The 16,974-nt window shown below is 72.2% G+C and carries 16 protein-coding genes; 5 read left to right on the forward strand and 11 right to left on the reverse strand.

Translation table 11 applies throughout. From position 1 onward, the window contains the following. Positions 1-3 precede the first annotated feature (3 nt). Positions 4-708, forward strand: coding sequence for an immunity 52 family protein (locus NR792_RS28345; RefSeq protein WP_375755821.1), 705 nt, complete (start codon positions 4-6; stop codon positions 706-708). Here NR792_RS28345 and NR792_RS28350 read toward each other — a convergent pair whose 3' ends face one another. From NR792_RS28350 to NR792_RS28390, 9 genes are all read right to left on the reverse strand, one after another. Beyond that, entirely contained in the window at positions 709-1,458 is a 750-nt protein-coding gene (locus tag NR792_RS28350; RefSeq protein ID WP_375755822.1) for a PIG-L deacetylase family protein, read from the reverse strand. Next, entirely contained in the window at positions 1,455-2,741 is a 1,287-nt protein-coding gene (locus NR792_RS28355) for a glycosyltransferase family 4 protein (RefSeq protein ID WP_375755823.1), read from the reverse strand. Before NR792_RS28355 ends, NR792_RS28350 begins: the two co-directional genes overlap by 4 nt. Next, a complete protein-coding gene (locus NR792_RS28360; RefSeq protein WP_375755824.1) occupies positions 2,738-3,589 on the reverse strand; it encodes a sugar phosphate isomerase/epimerase family protein in 852 nt (283 codons plus the stop codon). Before NR792_RS28360 ends, NR792_RS28355 begins: the two co-directional genes overlap by 4 nt. Before the next feature lie 3 nt (positions 3,590-3,592). Next, a complete protein-coding gene (locus tag NR792_RS28365) occupies positions 3,593-5,068 on the reverse strand; it encodes a YcaO-like family protein (protein WP_375755825.1) in 1,476 nt (491 codons plus the stop codon). After that, on the reverse strand, positions 5,065-5,898 hold the full coding sequence (locus tag NR792_RS28370; RefSeq protein ID WP_375755826.1) for a hypothetical protein: 834 nt from the start codon (positions 5,896-5,898) through the stop codon (positions 5,065-5,067). Before NR792_RS28370 ends, NR792_RS28365 begins: the two co-directional genes overlap by 4 nt. Beyond that, complete coding sequence (locus tag NR792_RS28375; protein WP_375755827.1) at positions 5,889-6,923, reverse strand: Gfo/Idh/MocA family protein; 1,035 nt, start codon at positions 6,921-6,923, stop codon at positions 5,889-5,891. The genes NR792_RS28370 and NR792_RS28375 overlap by 10 nt, the downstream gene beginning before the upstream one ends. A gap of 43 nt (positions 6,924-6,966) precedes the next feature. Continuing rightward, on the reverse strand, positions 6,967-7,899 hold the full coding sequence (locus NR792_RS28380; protein ID WP_375755828.1) for a hypothetical protein: 933 nt from the start codon (positions 7,897-7,899) through the stop codon (positions 6,967-6,969). 4 nt (positions 7,900-7,903) lie between these two features. Continuing rightward, positions 7,904-9,130 (reverse strand): inositol-3-phosphate synthase, encoded by a 1,227-nt coding sequence (locus NR792_RS28385; RefSeq protein WP_375755829.1) that lies wholly within the window; start codon positions 9,128-9,130, stop codon positions 7,904-7,906. A 200-nt stretch (positions 9,131-9,330) separates the two neighbouring features. Next, entirely contained in the window at positions 9,331-10,773 is a 1,443-nt protein-coding gene (locus NR792_RS28390) for an MATE family efflux transporter (protein ID WP_375755830.1), read from the reverse strand. 88 nt (positions 10,774-10,861) lie between these two features. Here NR792_RS28390 and NR792_RS28395 point away from each other — a divergent pair, with 88 nt between their 5' ends. Further along, positions 10,862-12,055: a glycosyltransferase gene (locus NR792_RS28395; RefSeq protein ID WP_375755831.1), complete on the forward strand. Its 1,194-nt coding sequence runs from the start codon at positions 10,862-10,864 to the stop codon at positions 12,053-12,055. Here NR792_RS28395 and NR792_RS28400 read toward each other — a convergent pair. Continuing rightward, positions 11,986-13,209: a glycosyltransferase family 4 protein gene (locus NR792_RS28400; RefSeq protein ID WP_375755832.1), complete on the reverse strand. Its 1,224-nt coding sequence runs from the start codon at positions 13,207-13,209 to the stop codon at positions 11,986-11,988. The two genes, NR792_RS28395 and NR792_RS28400, sit on opposite strands and share 70 nt — an antisense overlap. 185 nt (positions 13,210-13,394) lie before the next feature. Here NR792_RS28400 and NR792_RS28405 point away from each other — a divergent pair, with 185 nt between their 5' ends. Both NR792_RS28405 and NR792_RS28410 read left to right on the forward strand, forming a co-directional pair. Further along, a complete protein-coding gene (locus NR792_RS28405; RefSeq protein WP_375755833.1) occupies positions 13,395-13,790 on the forward strand; it encodes a phage holin family protein in 396 nt (131 codons plus the stop codon). Positions 13,791-13,826: 36 nt separating this feature from the next. Next, on the forward strand, positions 13,827-14,639 hold the full coding sequence (locus NR792_RS28410) for a hypothetical protein (RefSeq protein ID WP_375755834.1): 813 nt from the start codon (positions 13,827-13,829) through the stop codon (positions 14,637-14,639). Here the strand turns inward: NR792_RS28410 and NR792_RS28415 are convergent, their stop codons facing one another. Beyond that, positions 14,640-15,686, reverse strand: coding sequence for a pirin family protein (locus NR792_RS28415; protein ID WP_375755835.1), 1,047 nt, complete (start codon positions 15,684-15,686; stop codon positions 14,640-14,642). A gap of 254 nt (positions 15,687-15,940) precedes the next feature. Here NR792_RS28415 and NR792_RS28420 point away from each other — a divergent pair, with 254 nt between their 5' ends. Then, positions 15,941-16,948, forward strand: a complete 1,008-nt coding sequence (locus NR792_RS28420; RefSeq protein ID WP_375755836.1) for a hypothetical protein — start codon at positions 15,941-15,943, stop codon at positions 16,946-16,948. The last annotated feature ends 26 nt before the right edge of the window (positions 16,949-16,974 follow it).

Below are 16,974 nucleotides of genomic sequence, written 5' to 3' on the forward strand. Positions count from 1 at the left end.
CAAATGTCGGACACGTACTACGTCGGGGCTTACTGGATGGCGCGGCACGAGTCCGACGCGTCTTGTGCCCACAGAGCGGAGAGATTGTTTGAGAGCCTGGGCCACCTTGAACCGACGTGGCGTCAGTGGCACGAGACCGGACGGACCTTCAAGAAAGCCCAGGCACGCCAGTTTCAGACCCACCAAGCGTCCTTCTTGGAGCTGTTCGCCCGAAAGAAGAACCGTATTGGCGATGCCTTTAGCTACTGGTTATGGACGGGACCGACCCGGGACGAAGCAACCGCGGTCAATGGCTTCTGCGGCTCTGCGGACGCTGTGCCGACTTCGGTGTGTGTCGTCGATCCTCCTCACCAGGGAGAAGTGGCTGAACGCGTCCTGACCACGCCCGTCTTACGCGAAGTGCTCCTGGCCGTGGTGCGCTGTTGGGAGCCGACGTGGGGCGTCGTTGCCTCACGGCAGTATCGGGACCAGCTGTCGCCTTCCTCAGGATACGCGGGCACCTTCGTGGGCTGGATGACCTACTTCTCCCGGAAATGGGGGGACGTTCCGCCGCTTCCCGCCCCTGTACGCGTCGAGCCCGTGGAGGACCTGGGAACCCTGGTCATCCTCACCGAAGAACGGTTCACGGTGACGAATCCGGAGCACGTCCGGCTGGCTACGGAGGTGCACCAGGTACTCAATGCCGCGGGCCTGCTGCGGGACCTGTGATTACTCCGCGAGGAACACCTCCGCGGCCCCCGGTTGTCCCCGTGCCTGCGCTTCCATCCGGTGGAAGGCCGTGAGCGTCCGTGCCAGGCCGTCCACTCCGCCGAACTGGAACGCCAGCTGCGTGCCGTAGCGGACGCAGCCCTCCACCTTCTTCGCCAGGTGCTCCGTGATGTCCACCGCCAGCGGGCGCAGGCCCTGGGGCACGGCGGCATCCGGGTGCGCCTTCGGTTCGCGCACGGCGTAGGGCGTGTCCCGGTAGTAGAGGACGCGGTCCGCGGGGAGGCCCAGCCCCTTCACGGCTCGCACCACCTGCACGTGGTCCACGTGGCTTCCCAGGGCCTGGGGCACGAACACCCGGTCCGGCTTCAGCTCCCACAACACCGGCTTCAGACAGGCCGCCACCTTCGCTTCGATGACGTCATCGGACCGAGGTGGCTGGAACAGCTCCTCCGGGCTCCCGTAGCCCCGGTGCGGCGCTTCCTCCAGGTTCCCCCATGTCACGTGGTCCACGCCCATGCAGGCCGCGAAGGCCCGGTCCTCCTTGCGCCTCAGGGCCATGTAGTCCACCTCCGGCCCCAGCCCCTTCGAGGTCTGGCATTGCAGCGCGAAGCCCTTCGGCTCCGGCACCGACCGCGTGAAGACGGTGACGAGCGCCACCGTCCACCCCTTCGCCTTCAATGCCGCCAGCGTGCCGCCGCAGGAGAAGGCCACGTCGTCCAGGTGCGGCGACACGAACAGGGCCGTGCTCATAGCAGGTGCGGCGCCGCCCGGAACCGGCACGTCGGATCCGCGCGCTCCTGCGTCGTCGCCGGGTCGTACAGGTGCGTCCAGCGCGTGTCCGGCCGCGTACCCGTCAGCTCCGTGTACACGCCCTGGATCCTCCGCCCCACCGCCTGCCACGAGTACAGCTCCCGCACCTCGCGCAGCGCCGTGGCCGCCAGCCGCTTGCGCAGCGGCGCGTCGTCCATCAGCCGGCCCATCGCCTCCGCCAGCGCGGCGCTGTCCTTCGGCGGCACCAGCAGCCCGTCCCTCCCGTCCTCCAGGCAGTCCACCACGCCCACCGCCCGCGTGGACACGATGGGCAGCCCGGACGCCATCGCCTCCAGCAGCGTGTTGGAGAACCCTTCCGAATACGTGGGCGACACGAACAGGTCCCCGCTCCGGTACAGGTCCGGCGCCTCCGCGTAGGTGGACACCCCTGTCAGCTCCACCACGTCCTGGAGCCCTTCCGCCTCCACCCTCGCGCGCACCGCTTCGACATCCGGTCCAATCCCAGACACGCGCAGCCGGAACCTCCGCCCGTCCGCCACCAGCCGCCGCACGGCGTCCAGCAGCTCCATCACGCCTTTCCGCGCGTCCACCCGGCCGTGGTACAGCCACACCGGCACGTCCCGCGTCTCCCCCAGCATGGACTCATGCCTCGGGTGGAAGCGCTGCGTGTCCGTGGCGCCGGGGACGATGGTGAACCGCTCCAGCGGCGTCCCGTGGTGTCCCCGCACCTCCTCCGCGAAGGACCTGCTGCCAATCAGCAGCGCTCCCGCATGGCCCAGCACCGCGAGCATCGCCTGCTTGTGCGTCCCGCAGCAGGTCCCCACCCAGTGCCCGTCCCCTCCCTGGATGGAGACGACGTTGGGCAAGCCCAGCCGCCTGGCCGCCTCCAGCGCCGCCAGGCCGCACGGGTAGCCGTACTGCGCATGGATGAGGTCGAAGGGCTTGCGCCGGTGCTCGCGGACCACCGTGTCCACCAGCGCCTCCAGGTCCTGCTCGAAGCTCGCCGGCTGGCCCTGGTTGATGCGCTGCTCACCGCGCGACTCGCAGCCCAGCACGTGCGCGCCCGGGATGCCCGGCGGCGGCCCGCCCCCGTACACCGCCATGCCGGCCGGGTCGTTGCGGTACTGGCTCACCATCGTCACGTCATGCCCGCACGCCACCAGCTCCCGCACCAGGTTCAGCGCATAGACGCTCATCCCGGAGATGGCCGGGAAGAAGCGCCGGGAGATGAAGCAGATCCGCAGCCCGCTCACGCTGTTCACGCCGCCACCTCCGCGCCCGTCGGCAGGCGCTCCCTCAGCCACTCCAGCGCCCGGGGCACCAGCTCGTGCGCCCGGTGCGCGTCCCGGGACAGCTCCACGCACACCAGCTTGTCGTAGCCCGCCCGCGTCAGCTCGCGCAGGACGGACGGCACGTCCACGTCCCCTTCACCAAACGGAAGATGCTCATGCACGCCGCGCTTCATGTCCTCCAGCGCCACCGTGCCCAGCACCGGGGCGAACTCGCGCACCGCCTCCGCGGGCGTCCGCTCCTGCGTCACCAGCAGGTGCCCCACGTCCAACGCCAGACGCACCCCGGGCACCCGGGCCTGCAACCGGCGCCAGCCGTCCACCGTCTCCACCAGCATCCCCGGCTCCGGCTCCACCGCCAGCGCCACGCCGTGCGCCGCCGCGTACTCGGAGAGCCGCGCCACCCCGTCCACCAGCCAGGGCCACGCGGCCTCCTCCGTCACGCCCGGGCGGGGCACGCCCGCCCAGAAGGACACCGCCTCCCCCCGGCACGTCGCGCACACGTCCACCGCGCGCTTGAGGAACTCCAGCCGCCGCTCACGCCCTGGCGCGTCCGGGGTGATGAGCGTGGGCTCGTGCTTCTGGCGAGGGTCCAGGAGGAAGCGCGCCCCCGTCTCCACCACCAGCCCCAGGCCCAGCCGCTCCAGTCGCGCGGCCAGCTGCTCCGTGCGCCGCTCGAAGTCCGGCGCGAACGGGTCGAAGTGGTGGTGGTCCAGCGTCAGGGCCACGCCGTCGTAGCCGCTGTCCGCGATGAGGCCGAGCGCGTCCTCGAAGCGGTGGTTGGACACGCCGTTGGTGTTGTACGCGAAGCGCAGCGCCATGGCTCACTGCCCCCCGAAGCGACGGCTGGCGAGCACCTTCGGCACCGCGTGGCGGTCCGGCTCCCGGTAGAGCGCGTACAGCCGCCCCACGCGCGCCTCCGCCAGCCGCACGTTGAACCAGACCGGCCCGCCCAGCCGCTCCTCGGCCTCCGGCGTCAGCCGCACCGGCTGCGCTCCCGGCGGCGGCGCCCCGAAGCCCACCAGCGGGTCACGCCGCTCCAGGAGCCGCGCCACGTTGCGCTCGCCCACGCGGTAGTACGTCATCGTCTCCACTTCCAGCCCCGGCACCAGCGCTTTCACCACGTGCACCTGACGGCCCGGCGGCGACAGGTCCGCGACCAGGACGTCGAAGCCCGCCGCGTGCAGCTGCCGCACGACGTGGTCACACCGCAGCGACGGGTCCTCCACCACGGGCGAGCGGGGCAGGTCCTCGAAGCGCACCTTCTGGCGGACCATCAGCGTGCACGCCGTCAGCTCGCGCAGCGCCGCGGCCGGCATCCGCGCCCACTCCACCATCGCGTTGAGCGCGCGCGGCTCCTCCGCGTCCAGGTCCACCTGCGGCACGAAGCGGTCCATGTATTCCGGCGTCGCGACCCGGGCCACCTCGCTCAGCGGCCCGTGCATGAACGCCTTGCGCGCGCGCGAGCAGGCGTACTCCAGCAGCGCCTTGCGCAGCGCCCGGTCGCGGTCCGGGTCCGCCGCCTCGCCGCACGCCGTCACCATCAGCGGCTGGTCCCCCACGGACAGGTCTCGGCCCACCACGTACAGGTTCACCATGCCGAAGTCCGTGCTGGCCAGCTTCGCCATCACCTCCACGCCCGCGCGCCGGTAGCGCGCCAAGAGCTCGCGCACGTCCGGCGCCAGGTCCGCGGTCTCCAGGTCCAGCAGCACGCCCTGGTCCATGGCGCGGTACATGAGGCCGTTGCCGTCGCGCTGGAGCAGCTCCAAGAGGCCGTGCGCCAGCGCCTGGGGCCGCGTCAGCCCCGCGCCCTGGCCGTTGGTGATGGGCGTGATGAGCGGCGCCTTCCCCTGCAGCTGCCCGGGGTGGATGGCGACGTACTCCTCCGGCACCAGCACCCGCTCGCCGGTGGCCAGCCGCTGCACCTCCACCCAGACGAGCGGCAGGTCGGGCGTGTACGGACTGCCCGCGGGCAGCCCCAGCGTGAGCGGATCCGCCACCGCCGTGGGGCCCCGCGCTCGCACCAGCGCCGCGTAGCTGCCGTGCACGCGCGGCATCCGCTGCATCGCGTACTCGCAGAAGGTCTCCTCCACCAATTCACCCAGCGCGCCCACGCGCGCCTCGTCGTCCGTGCGGCCGTAGCCGTTGCCGTGCAGCACCGCGCCCGGACCGTCGCCGAGCCGCAGGCTGGCGGAGGCCACGGGGATCCCCAGCCGGTCGATGGGGTCGATGCGGAACATCTGCAGGGCGCCGGTGGACACGGCGTGGTGGTAGGCATCCAGGGCTCGGGCAAGGCTCATGACAGTTCCTCCAAGGGCAGGGGACGGGTGTGCGGCATGCCCGCGAGCAGCCGGTCGAACAGCGCCAGCGCGTGCTCGCGGGTGACGCCGCGCGCGAACTCGAACGGGGTGAAGACGTTCTGGAACGGGAGCTGCTTGAGCACCGCGCGGTAGCGGCGCAGCTCGCCGTGGCTCAGCGGAATCGCGTAGTGGAAGCCCTTGTGGCACGACAGCCCCGTGGGCCTGCCCCGCGCGTCCAGGTCCACCTTCAGCGCGTCGCCGCAGAACAGCGAGCGGGTGCGCGCGTCGTACAGCACCGTCTGGCCCTCGTAGTGGCCCCCCACGCAGTGCAGCGTCAGGTCCGGCGCCAGCTCATGCTCGTCATCCACCGGCCAGCGCACCTGGAAGGCCTTGCTGTACTGCACCGCGTCCCGGTGCAGCACGAGCAGCGGGTCGAAGCGCTCCTGCAGCTGCCACAGCGCCCCGAAGCCGTGCGGGTGCGAAGCGGACAGCACCTGGAGGCCGCCCATCACCTCGATGAACTCCAGCGCGGGCCGCGAGTACCAGGGCGCGCCCTCGAAGGCGACGTTGCCCTCCGGCCTGCGCAGGAACCACCCCGTGGAGCCCAGGCCGAAGGGCGGCGTGCAGGAGAAGCCCCAGATGCCGGGCACCGTCTCCTCCCAGCGCGTGGACAGCCGCTCCGACACCTGGCCCGCCGTCTGGAACTCCCAGCCGTCGCGCGGCAGCGCGTTGCGCACGTCCAGGCAGGTGGGACAGCCCGTGGGGGGCTCGCTGGGGAAGCCCGGCTGCCACGTGCCGCAGTGGGTGCAGGCGTAGCGGGTCAGTGACATGCCGGATACGCCTTCCCGTCCTGCGTGGCCTGCGTCAGCAGCCCCACGAGCCGCACGTCGCGCTCCGGCGCGTACGGCTGCGGGCGGCGCTCCAGCACGCACGCGGAGAAGGTCTCCAGCTGGTTGAGGAAGGGGCTGCGGTCCTCTTCCGGCGACAGGTGGAGCCACGTCTCCTCGCCCGTCCTCGCGTCGGTGAGGGACAGGGAGCCGCCGGGCGTCTGGCCCATGGTCTTGTACGCGAGCGCGCGCGCCTTCGTGCCGATGAGCTCCAGCGTGCGCCGGGGGTACGCGTCCGGGCAGTTGTAGGCCACCTGCAGCAGGCCCAGCGTGCCGCTCTTGAACTGGCCCATCAGCACCGCGCCATCGTCCACGGCGTAGTCGTGCACGCGCCGCTGCGTCATGGCGGTGAGCGACTCCCACTCGTCGCCCAGCACCACCTCCAGCAGGTCCAGGCCGTGCGGCGCCAGGTCGATCATCGCGCCGCCGCCGGCCTGCTCCGGGTCGATGCGCCAGTTGTCCGGCGTCCAGTCCGCGGGCAGCCAGCAGGCGTAGTGGATGCGCGCCTGGGTGATGGTGCCCAGCACGCCCTCCTTCACCAGCGTGCGCAGCTTGCGGTGCGCCGCGTGGTGGCGCTGGTCGAAGGCGGTGGCGTAGTGCACGCCCGCGCGCTGGCACGCGGACACCATGCGCAGGCCGTCCCGGGGCGTGACGGCCATGGGCTTCTCACACAGCACGTGCTTGCCCGCCGCCGCGCACGCCTCCGTCATCGCCGCGTGCAGGTGGTTGGGCGTGGCGATGTAGACGGCCTCCACGTCCTTGTCCGTCAGCACCGACCCCAACGCCGTATACCGGGCGACGTCGTCCGCGGGGATGCGCAGCAGCGCGTCCACGTTCGCGTCGCACAGCGCCACCAGCCGCGCGTTGCTCGCGCCCTGGAGCGCCGGGATGACGTAGTCCCGCGCCACCCAGCCACAGCCCACCACCGCCCAGCCCAGCTTGCGGGCCTTCGGCTTCACCTCGAACATGGTCACCGCCTCTTTCGGAAGGTTCAGGAAACCGCCGCCCGCTTCAGGGCCACACCCCGGCGTCACGCAGCACGCCGTTGCCGAACGCCTGGAGGGGACCGGGGTGGATGAGCTCCAGGTCCTCCATGGCCTGGCGCAGGGTGAAGCCCGCGGCTCTCGCGTGGGCCTCCAGCTCCAGCACCCGGTCCAGCGCGTCCGAGGCGTTGAAGGCGCGCGCCTCCGCCGAGTCCACGTTGCCGGTGAGCGCCAGCGCCTGCCGCACGACGCCGGCCAGCCGCTCCGGCAGCGTGGCCAGGGCTGCTTCCGTGAGGCGCTTCATGACGGGCTCCAGCAGGTCGCCCAGCAGGGCCTCGCCGCCGTAGCCCGCGTCCGGCAGCGCGGCGTTGAAGAGGTGATGCGCCAGCCCCGCCACGAAGGGCAGGGCCGGGGACGCGCCGAAGCACGGGGCGACGAGCACCGCGCCCACCGCCACCGCGTAGCAGTGGTCCGCGTGGCCTTCCTGCGGCGAGACGATGATGCGCGGCCGGCCGGGGAACGTGGCCCCGGCGCGGGGTTGATGCACCAGCCGCTCCACGAACCGGGGCGGCGGCGCGTGACACGCCTCCTCCGGCGTCCGCGCGAGCGCCGCGGACAGCTGCTCGCGCAGCCGTGGCTCCAGTGGCCGGGAGACCGCCTCCAGCCCCCGGCCCAGCACCCGCAGCGCCTCCCGCGGGGACAGCCCCGCCCGCTGGAGGACGTCCAGGTCCAGGCCGCCCAGCCGCACCGCCGCCACCGCGCGCGCCGTCTCCCGCAGCGCCACGGTGCTCGGGTCCAGGCCGGACGCCAGGGCCGCCCACGCGCGACGGAAGCCGTGCGCCGCCAGGCCGTCCGGGTGGTCCGGGGTGCGGATGCGTTTGAGGTCCATCAGCTCCGAGAGGAGCGGACGGAGCTCCGCCAGACGGCTCGGCGCCGCCGTGTCGAGCGCGGGTGCGTTCATGGCCTCAGCCCCTGATGCGTTCCGGGGTGCGCTCCGCCTGCCGCACGCGGCCCTGGGAGAGCCACGCCATCAGGCGGCGCTGCTGCTCCGGCATGGCGTGCTCCACGGGCTGGCCGTCCTGCGACATGGGGGCCTTGAAGAAGCAGCCCAGCGCGTCGATGACGCCGCCTTCACCCCGGCGCTTCGCCAGGTCCAGCGTGCGCGCCAGCTCCACGACCAGCGGCGCGGCGAGGATGGAGTCCTTGCAGAGGAAGTTGAGCTTCAGCTGCATGGGCTGCCCGAGGAAGCCCGTCACGTCGATGTTGTCCCAGGCCTCCTTGTTGTCCCCGCGCGGGCGGTAGTACTGGATGGAGACGACGTGGTCCTGGACCTTGTAGCCGAGGATGCTGTCCAGCGCGGCGCCCTTGGTGTCGAGCTTGTTCTGCCGCGACGCCGGGTCGTTGAGGGCCTCGCCGTCGCGGTTGCCCAGGATGTTGGTGGAGTACCAGCCGTCCACGTGCAGCGCGCGGTCGCGCAGCGCGGGCGCGAGCACCGTCTTGAGCAGCGTCTGCCCCGTCTTGCCGTCCTTGCCCGCGATGGGCGCGCCGGTGCGCTTCGCCAGCAGCAGCAGCGCGGGCACGTCCGCGGCGACGCTGGGCGTGAAGTTGGCGAACGGGATGCCGTCCACGATGGCCGCGTACGCGTAGAGCATCGCGGGGCCGATGTCCGGGTCGTTCGCGTCCAGGGCCTTCTCGAAGGCCTCCGGCGTGGCGAACTCCGGACGGGTGAGGTCCACGGCCTTCTCCGTGGAGGCCAGGTTCACCACCACCACGCGGTCCAGCTGCTCGCGCTCCTTGAAGCGCAGCAGGTCCTCGCGGATGGCCTGCACCTGCTCACGCAGGGTGCGCGCCTTCTTCGTCGCGGTGCCCACGACGTTCTTGCAGAACCGGGCGTTGGAGGCCGCGGGCCAGGGCCGCATGCGCCCCAGCGTGGGCGCCACCGCGTCCAGCTGCGCCTCCGTCAGCACCGCGTGGTTGCGCGCCGCGTGCGCCAGGTCGTCCTCGAACAGGTCCCAGCCGCCGAACGTCAGCGCGCCATAGTCCACCAGCCCCATGCCCTTCGCGTCCGCCAGCGGCAGCCCCCGCGTGTCCACCCGCCCCCGGCGCAGCAACTCCATGCCCGCCACCGCCGTCGTCGCCACCGCGCCACCCAAGCCCACCACCGCCACGCCCAGCCGCTCGTTGCCCGCCATGTGTGAAGCCCCTCCCCAACCGTGGATCCCCATGCCCTCGCGGCGACACGTTGGAGGCACCCCGGGGTGAGGGGAGCTCCGTGGCTGGAGGCGCTTGAGCGCACCCACCCGCTGCGAGAGTTTCGGGAAAGTCCGCACTCCCCGGGGGCTTTCAACTCAGCCCCCGGGCGGTATGGACTGTCGGCTGGTGGAGGGCGGTCTCAGACGTGTCGCAGCTTCCACCCGCCGCGCCGGAAGAGGGCGGCGCTGGCCAGACCGAGCGCGCCGTAGGTGACGGCGATGGCGATGAACGCGCCCGACGGGCCCAGGCCGAGCGGATGGGAGAGGACCCACGCGAGCGGCAGCTGGAGGCCCCAGGAGAACAGGGCGTTCACCACGGTGGGGGTGGTGGTGTCCCCGGCGCCGTTGAAGGCGTGGGGCAGCACGGTGACGAAGGCGTAGAGGGCCAGGCTGCAGCTGACGATGCGCAGGCAGTGCGCGGCGTGCTGGGCCACCTCCGGCTCCGTGGTGAAGCGGTGGATGAGGGGCTCCGCGAAGAACAGGAAGCCCACCGCCACCACGCCCAGGAACGCGAGCGTGTAGAAGCTGGCGCGCCACGCGGCCCGCTCCGCGCGGTCGGTGTCGCCCGCGCCCAGGCTCTGGCCCACCAGCGTGCCCGCCGCGTGGGAGAGGCCCCACGAGGGCTGCTGCACGAAGAGCAGGATGCGCATGGCCAGCGTGTAGCCCGCGAGCGCGGTGCTGCCGAAGGTGGCGACAATGCGCATCAGCACCAGCCAGCTGGACATGCCCAGCAGCGACTGGAGCGTGGCGCCTCCCGACAGCTTGAGCAGCGAGCGCAGCGTGTCCGGCTCCACGCGCAGGTGGCGGCGGCGCAGTTCCAGACGTCCGCTGCCCTTGAGCAGGCGATACACCTGATACACCACGCCGGTGGAGCGGCCGAGGGTCGTGGCCAGCGCGGCGCCGGTGACGCCCATGGCGGGCACGGGGCCCAGGCCGAAGATGAACAGCGGCGCGAGCACGATGTTCACGGAGTTGGCCAGCCACAGCGCGCGCATGGACGTGGCCGCGTCCCCCGCGCCGCGCAGGACGGCGCTGATGAGGAACAGCAGCATGATGATGGGGAAGCCGCCCAGCATCAGCCGCGTGTAGCCCACGCCGTGCTCCACCACGCCGGGCGCCGCGCCCAGCACCATGAGCAGCGGACGCGCGAAGAGGGCGCCGGCGAGCGCCAGCGGCACGGACAGCGCGAGCCCCAGGCCCAGCGTCTGCACGGCGGCGCTCGCGGCGCGCTCCGGGTCCTTCTGCCCGATGCGCCGGGCGATGAGCGCGGTGGCGCCGATGGACAGCCCCAGCGGCACGGTCTGGAAGAGCGTGAGCACGGACTCCGTGAGGCCCACGGTGGCGATGGCGTCCGCGCCCAGGCGCGACACGAAGAGCACGTCCACCAGCGCGAAGACGGACTCCATCACCATCTCCAGCACCATGGGCACGGAGAGCAGCAGGAAGGCGCGATCCACGGGCCCGGTGGCCAGGTCCTCGGTGGAGCCCTTCACCGCCAACCACAGGGAGGCAAGGAGGCCCTTGGAACCCGAGGTGGAAGGGGAGGCGTCCGGGGAGAGGGATTCAGTCGGGGGTTGCGTCATGGATTGGGCGTTGCAACGGGACACCTTGCGCCTTTCATCCCTCGCGGTTCCCCGCCTGCCGGCGCGCGCGGCCGGGTAGATTCAGGGCATGGCCTCCGGTCCCCGCGTCCTCCTCCTCGCCGAGCGCTTTCCCCCCGACATCGGAGGGCTCGCCCGCAGCGGCGCGCGCACCGCGGGCTCGCTCGTGCGGCTGGGCGCACGCGTGGACGTGGTTGCGTGGACGCGCACGGCGCCGCCGGGGGCGCTGGAGACGGTGCAGGACGCGGGGGACGTGTCGCCGTTCGCGAAGGGCGTGACGCTGCACCGGCTGGGGTTGTTCGGCAGCGCGGACCTGTCCATGCAGCACACGCTCGATGTGCTCGGCCACCTGCACGCGCGGCGCAGGTATGACCTGGTGTGGGGGCACTACCTGTTCCCGCCGGGCTTCCTCGCGGTGGTGTTCGCGCAGAGCGCGGGGCTCAAGTCCGTCATCAGCGCGCGGGGCAACGACGTGGATCAGCTGATGTTCCCGCCGGGGGACTTCGCCCGCCTGCTCTGGACCCTCCAGCGAGCGGACGTGCTCACGGCCGCGTCCGCGGACCTGGGCCGGAAGATGGCGATGCTGCTGGGGCGCGACCCGGGCGTGGAGGTCATCCCCAACGCGGTGGACACGGCGCTGTTCTCACCGGGGCCGGCGGACGCGGCCCTGCGCGAGCGGCTGGGCATCCCGCCGGGCGAGGCGGTGCTCGGCTTCTCCGGGGAGCTGCGCCACAAGAAGGGGCTGCCGTTCCTCTTGTCCGCGCTCACGGAGGTGCGCCGCGTGCGGCCCGCGTGCCTGCTGGTGATTGGCGAGGTGCGCGCCCGGGACGCGGAGCACCTGGTGGCCTACCGCGCGGAGCATCCGGAGGACGCGGCGCGCATCATCATCTCCGGCGCGCTGGAGTCCCCGGCGCTCATCGCGGAGCACCTGCGGCTGTGTGACGTGTATCTCCAGCCGTCCTTGTGGGAGGGCATGCCCAACGCGCTCCTGGAGGCGATGGCGTGCGCGCGGCCGGTCATCGCCAGCGACGCGGGCGGCATCCCGGAGGCGGTGGAGTCCGGGGTGGAGGGCTTCATCGTGGAGAAGGCCCTGCTCAACCACCTGGGGCAGGCGTGCCTGGACGTGCTGGGGATGCCCGAGGCGAAGCGCGCGGCGCTGGGCGCGGCGGCGCGAGCGCGCATCGAGGCGGGCTTTCAGGCGGACGCGGAGGCCGCGGTGTTGACGCGGGTGCTGACGCGCGCGATGCCCAGGTCGTCCGAGTAGGCGTTCACGAGCGCTTCCTGCGCGCGGCCCCACGGGAAGTCGCGTTCGATGCGGGTGCGGGCGTTGGCGCTGAGCGCGGCGCCGAGGGCGGGATTCGCGACGAGGTCCTTCACGGCCTCCGCGATGGCCTTGGGGGAGCCGGGGCGGATGCGGAAGGCCTCGGTCGCTTCGGCGAGCGCGCGCACCACGGGCAGGTCGCTGACGACGACGGGCGTGCCGGTGGCCATGGCCTCCAGGAGCTTCAGCGGGCAGCAGCCCTGCACGCAGTTGCGGTCGTTCACGGGCAGCGGCACGAGCACGACGTCACAGGCGTGGTGCAGCCGGGCCAGCTCTTCCTGGGGCAGGGGTTCGAGGATTTCGACCGCGCCCTGGAGCACGAGGTCGCCGCAGCGGTCCAGGAGGGCGCGGCGCGCGTGCTTGCGCAGGGGGCCCACGAGGGTGAGCGTCACCGGGAGGTCGCGGCGCAGGAGGCGGCAGGCCTCGATGGCGTGGTGCACGCCCTGCCACGCGGTCATGGTGCCGCTGTAGAGCATGCGCAACGGGCGCCCGGCCTCCGGGGGGCGTGGGAGCGCGTAGCGGAACACGTCCAGGTCCACGCCGTTGGGGATGACGCGCAGGCGCTTGGGGTCCGCGCCGCGTGACACCAGGTGTTCGGCGGTGACGGCGCTGGGGGTGACGAGGAGGTCCGCGGCCTGGAGACAGGCCTCTTCCTGGGCGAGCAGCTTGCGCATCAGCTCCGCGTCATCGGCGACGTCGGGGTGGTGGTACTTGAGTTCGATGGAGGGCAGGCCGTTGACCTCGTAGACGAGGGCATCGGTGAGGGCGGCCTTGCGGCGGGCGATGGGGTAGCCCTCGAAGATGGAGCGGACGTGGACGACCTTCGCGCGCGGCCGGCCCTGCCACCACGCGCCCAGGTGCGAGCGGAACGTCAGCGCCTGGGCGACCAGGTCTTTCCCGCGGGCACCCAGCGGGTGGTAGGTGACGTGGGGACCCAGGGCAGGCGGAGGAGCGCCCGGCGCGTCGCCGATGGCCACGAGGTCCACCGGGCCGAACGCGGCGCCCAGGGCCTCCACGAAGGCGCGGATGTGCACGGCGGCGCCCTTGGGCGCGGGGAAGCGGTCGAAGGACGCGTAGACGATTCCGGAGGTGCCCACGGCCCGGTGCTACCGCGACGGCGGCCCGGCGGCAAACGGGGAGCCGGTCCGCACCGGCGCGTCGCTCAGCACCCTCGTCACAACGTAGCGGACCTGGTTCTCGCTGCCCCGCCCCCCCTGCCGCGCGCTTCCGGCGGTGCGGTCCTAGTTTTTCCCCAAGGACCCTCAACCCACCGGAGCGCTCCATGGACGAGCAGAAGCAGCAGGCCGGGCAGCCGCAGCAGCGCCCGTCGCTGATGTCGACGATCTTCACGCAGGGCAAGCGCATCCTCAAGAAGGAGGCGGAGCTCGCCCGTCAGGACTTGAAGGAGGACGCGAAGAACACCGCGAAGAGTTCGCTGTTGCTGGGCGCGAGCGCGTGGATGGGGATGACGGGGGTGAGCGCCCTGATCATCGCGGCGGCCCTCGCGCTGCCGAAGCGGCCCGTCAAAGGCGCGCTCGTGATTGGCGGTGTGCTGGTGGGCGGCTCGCTGGGCATCGGGCTCACCGGGCTGCGCACCCTGCCTCACAAGCCCCTGGGCCGCTCCCGCGAAGGGCTCCAGACGATTGCCTCCACCGTCGGGGAGCAGCTCACGCACTGAACAGGGGACTTGAAGAGCTCGGGTAGACTGGTGCGCATGCTCATGAGCTCCGTGGTGATGGTGGCGCTGCTCACGGCCGCGCCTGCTCCCAAGTCCCAGCCTCTCACGTGGAAGGTCACCGGCTCCGACGTCACGTTCGAGATGTCGTCCAAGGACCTGCGCACGCTTCGCGACGGCAAGGAGGTCTTCGGCCTCCAGTCGCGCAAGAAGGACTTCCTCGCCAGCGTCACGGAGGGCGTGGACGCCACGCAGGACACGTCCAACTGGGAGGCCTCCCAGTCCTTCACCGTGCTGTCCGTGGTGGGCCCGTGGGTGAGCTACGAGGACTCCAACGGGGGCTACACCGGGGGCGCGCACCCGTACGCGAGCCGCATCTACGTCACCCAGGACGTGACGAAGGGCAAGGACGCCTTCAACCTGCTGGACGTGTTCCCGGAGAAGGACGTCCTCAAGGCCCTCAAGGCGGACGGCTACGTGCGGAAGTACATCGGCGACGACCCCCAGGCCTTCCAGGACGCGAAGACCGTGGAGGCGCTGCTCCAGAGCCTGCAAGCGGGCGAGGACTGCGTGGGCTTCGAGTACGGCCTGGACAACGTGAAGCGCTCCGTCGCCTTCCATCACCTGGAAGGCGACAAGGTCGCCGTGCGCATCTCCTTCGGCTACGCGGCGGAGGTGTGCCGCGGGAGCATGTACGTGGTGGGCCTGCTGCTGCCCATCCCCGCGGCCCTGAAGCCCGCCCTGGAGCGCGCCAGCACGCGCCAGGAGGGCTTCCTCATGAAGGACGCGAAGACCGTCAAGGCGCCCACGGTGGGCTTCAACTGGGATGGCGCCAAGCCGAAGAAGCCCTGATCAGGCCGGCCGCTCGACGTGGCCGTCCGCGTGCCGCGCGAAGCGGCCTTCCTCTCGCGCGTGCACCGGGTCGTGGCTGGGCCAGGGCCAGCCGCCGAAGCCCGTGCGCTGGTAGTCCGCGAAGGCCTGCTGGATCTCCTGCCGCGAGTTCATCACGAACGGGCCGTACTGCACGACCGGCTCGCCGATGGGCTTGCCCTGGAGCAGCAGCAGCTCCGCCGTCTCCGGGCCGTTCTCCAGCACCACGTCCACGTCCGCGCGCAGCTCGATGGCGTTGCGCACCGGCACGGCCTTCCCACCCACGCTCAGACGCGAGCCCAGGAAGAAGTAGAGCATCCGGTTCGTGCCGCGCGACGCCGCGGGCAGCGTCCAGCGCGCGCCCGGCTCCATCTTCAGCGTCCAGATGGCCACGTCCGCGTCCGGGTTCGCGGCCCAGGACTTGGGCGGCGGGGGCGGCGCCTTCACGTCCCGCAGGTTGCCCGCCACCACGGTGATGTGCGTGGTCCGGCCCGCGTCATCCTTCGCCTCGTGGCGCGGGATGACGTGGTCCCACAGCATGGAGAAGTGCGCCTGCACCATCTTGTTGGCGCGCGGCAGGTTGAGCCAGATCTGAAACAGCTCGATGTGGTTGCCCTGGTCCTGCTTGAGCAGCGGGAACATCTCCGAGTGGTTGATGCCGCCGCCCGCGGTGAGCCACTGCACGTCGCCCCCGCCGAAGCGCGCCGCCGCGCCCAGCGAGTCCGAGTGGTCCAAGAGCCCGTTGCGCACGATGGTCACCGTCTCGAAGCCCCGGTGCGGGTGCTGCGGGAAGCCCGGCACCACGGTGCCGTGGTACATGTTCCAGCCGTCCCGCCCCGCGAAGTCCTGGCCGATGTCCCGGCCCGCGAGCGACGCCTTCGGTCCCAGCTGCTCGTTGCCCTGGGGATAGCGGTCGTCGTGGTGCACGCAGAAGAGGAACGGATCCGGCGTCCGCCACGGGGTGGGGGAGGGCCCGAGTGGATCCACGCGGACAATGGCTTCCGGTTGCTGCGCCTGCTGCTGACTCATCTTCGACTCCTCTGCCTTTCCTGCGCCGCGTGAGCACCCCGCGGCAGCAGTGGTGATGCCCGCCGCCGCGATGAGTTTCAGCGCCGCTCTCCGGCTCACTTCGTCCACGGTCCACCTCGCGCCCGATGCCGTTGGGGCCGCTCCATCCTACCTAACAGCCCGCCTCCCCCGGCGCCCGCCGCGTGGCCTCCGGGCCCTTCGGCTAGCATGGCCCCGCCCGCGTGCCGGGCACGGCATCACGGTGAGGAGCGCGCGTGGCGACCGGTGGTGAGAAGGACCCCGCGTGGAACACCGTGGAGCTGCGTGCGCCCGTGGAGCAGGTGCTGCGCGACCTGGACGCCATCCCGAAGGCCTGGGCCAGGACCCGGAACAGGCGCCGGGCCGTGACCTTCACCGTGCTGGGGGGCGTGGCCCTGTGCGCCGTGGCCGGGGGAGTCCTCTCCGGCGGCGTCGCCCTCCTGGCCATGCTCCTGGCGTTCGGGCTGGCGGTGGGCCTGCTGTTCCACCGTCTGGGGTGGACCGTCCCCCTCCACGAGCAGTGGATGCCCGCGTTCGCCCCGGACCGCCGCCGGCTGCTCGCGGTCCGCGTGCTCCAGCGCCTCCAGGGAGACCTCCCGCCGGGGGCGCCCGTGCACCTGCGGCTCGTGCCGCTGCCCCGGCCGAACGGGCCCGGGTCGGGGGCCTCCCGTCCGTCCTACTGGACCGAGCGCCCCGCGGATGGGCTCGATGCGTGGCTGCTGCTGGAGACGCGGCTGGCGGATGGCGCGCACCTGCGCCTGCGCGCGGTGGAGCGGCGCAGGCACCGGCCCACCCGCTGGCAGGGGAGGGACGCCCGGTACCTGAGGACCAAGGCCCGGGACGTGCTGTTCGTGGACGTCCAGCTGCGCGTGAAGCCCCGGCGGCATCCCCTGCTCGCGTCGCTGACGGAGGCCCGGGCCCTTCCCGCCGTCCGCCTGCCCCGCGACGTGAAGCTCCAGCGGCTGCGCATCGCGGAGGACCGGCTCCGGCTGCGGGTGCGGCTGGCGGACCCCTACTGGGTCGCCGTGGTGCCCAGGGAGGTCCCGGGCGCGAAGCGCGGGCCGTACCACGGGCCGGACGTGTCCCGCACGGTGACGCTGATGCTCCTGAGCCTCTACCAGCTGCTCCACGTCGCCCGGTTTCCGCTGTCACCGCCCGCACCGCCACCGCCCAAGCCCGTCCGCGCGCCGCTCGCGAAGCCGGAGCGGGGCCGCAAGAAGCGGCGCGGCCGCAACGCGGTTTGACCGTCGTTCGCGCGGGCCCCTACGCT

Source organism: Corallococcus exercitus (genome assembly GCF_042231735.1).
GTDB lineage: Bacteria > Myxococcota > Myxococcia > Myxococcales > Myxococcaceae > Corallococcus > Corallococcus exercitus_B.

Coding starts and splice junctions, on each gene's coding strand:
- NR792_RS28390 (WP_375755830.1), bottom strand. CDS start 10,773: ATGACGCAACCCCCGACTGAATCCCTCTCCCCGGACGCCTCCCCTTCC.
- NR792_RS28365 (WP_375755825.1), bottom strand. CDS start 5,068: ATGAGCCTTGCCCGAGCCCTGGATGCCTACCACCACGCCGTGTCCACC.
- NR792_RS28370 (WP_375755826.1), bottom strand. CDS start 5,898: ATGTCACTGACCCGCTACGCCTGCACCCACTGCGGCACGTGGCAGCCG.
- NR792_RS28415 (WP_375755835.1), bottom strand. CDS start 15,686: ATGAGTCAGCAGCAGGCGCAGCAACCGGAAGCCATTGTCCGCGTGGAT.
- NR792_RS28380 (WP_375755828.1), bottom strand. CDS start 7,899: ATGAACGCACCCGCGCTCGACACGGCGGCGCCGAGCCGTCTGGCGGAG.
- NR792_RS28410 (WP_375755834.1), top strand. CDS start 13,827: ATGCTCATGAGCTCCGTGGTGATGGTGGCGCTGCTCACGGCCGCGCCT.
- NR792_RS28345 (WP_375755821.1), top strand. CDS start 4: ATGTCGGACACGTACTACGTCGGGGCTTACTGGATGGCGCGGCACGAG.
- NR792_RS28405 (WP_375755833.1), top strand. CDS start 13,395: ATGGACGAGCAGAAGCAGCAGGCCGGGCAGCCGCAGCAGCGCCCGTCG.
- NR792_RS28350 (WP_375755822.1), bottom strand. CDS start 1,458: ATGAGCACGGCCCTGTTCGTGTCGCCGCACCTGGACGACGTGGCCTTC.
- NR792_RS28360 (WP_375755824.1), bottom strand. CDS start 3,589: ATGGCGCTGCGCTTCGCGTACAACACCAACGGCGTGTCCAACCACCGC.
- NR792_RS28385 (WP_375755829.1), bottom strand. CDS start 9,130: ATGGCGGGCAACGAGCGGCTGGGCGTGGCGGTGGTGGGCTTGGGTGGC.
- NR792_RS28395 (WP_375755831.1), top strand. CDS start 10,862: ATGGCCTCCGGTCCCCGCGTCCTCCTCCTCGCCGAGCGCTTTCCCCCC.
- NR792_RS28375 (WP_375755827.1), bottom strand. CDS start 6,923: ATGTTCGAGGTGAAGCCGAAGGCCCGCAAGCTGGGCTGGGCGGTGGTG.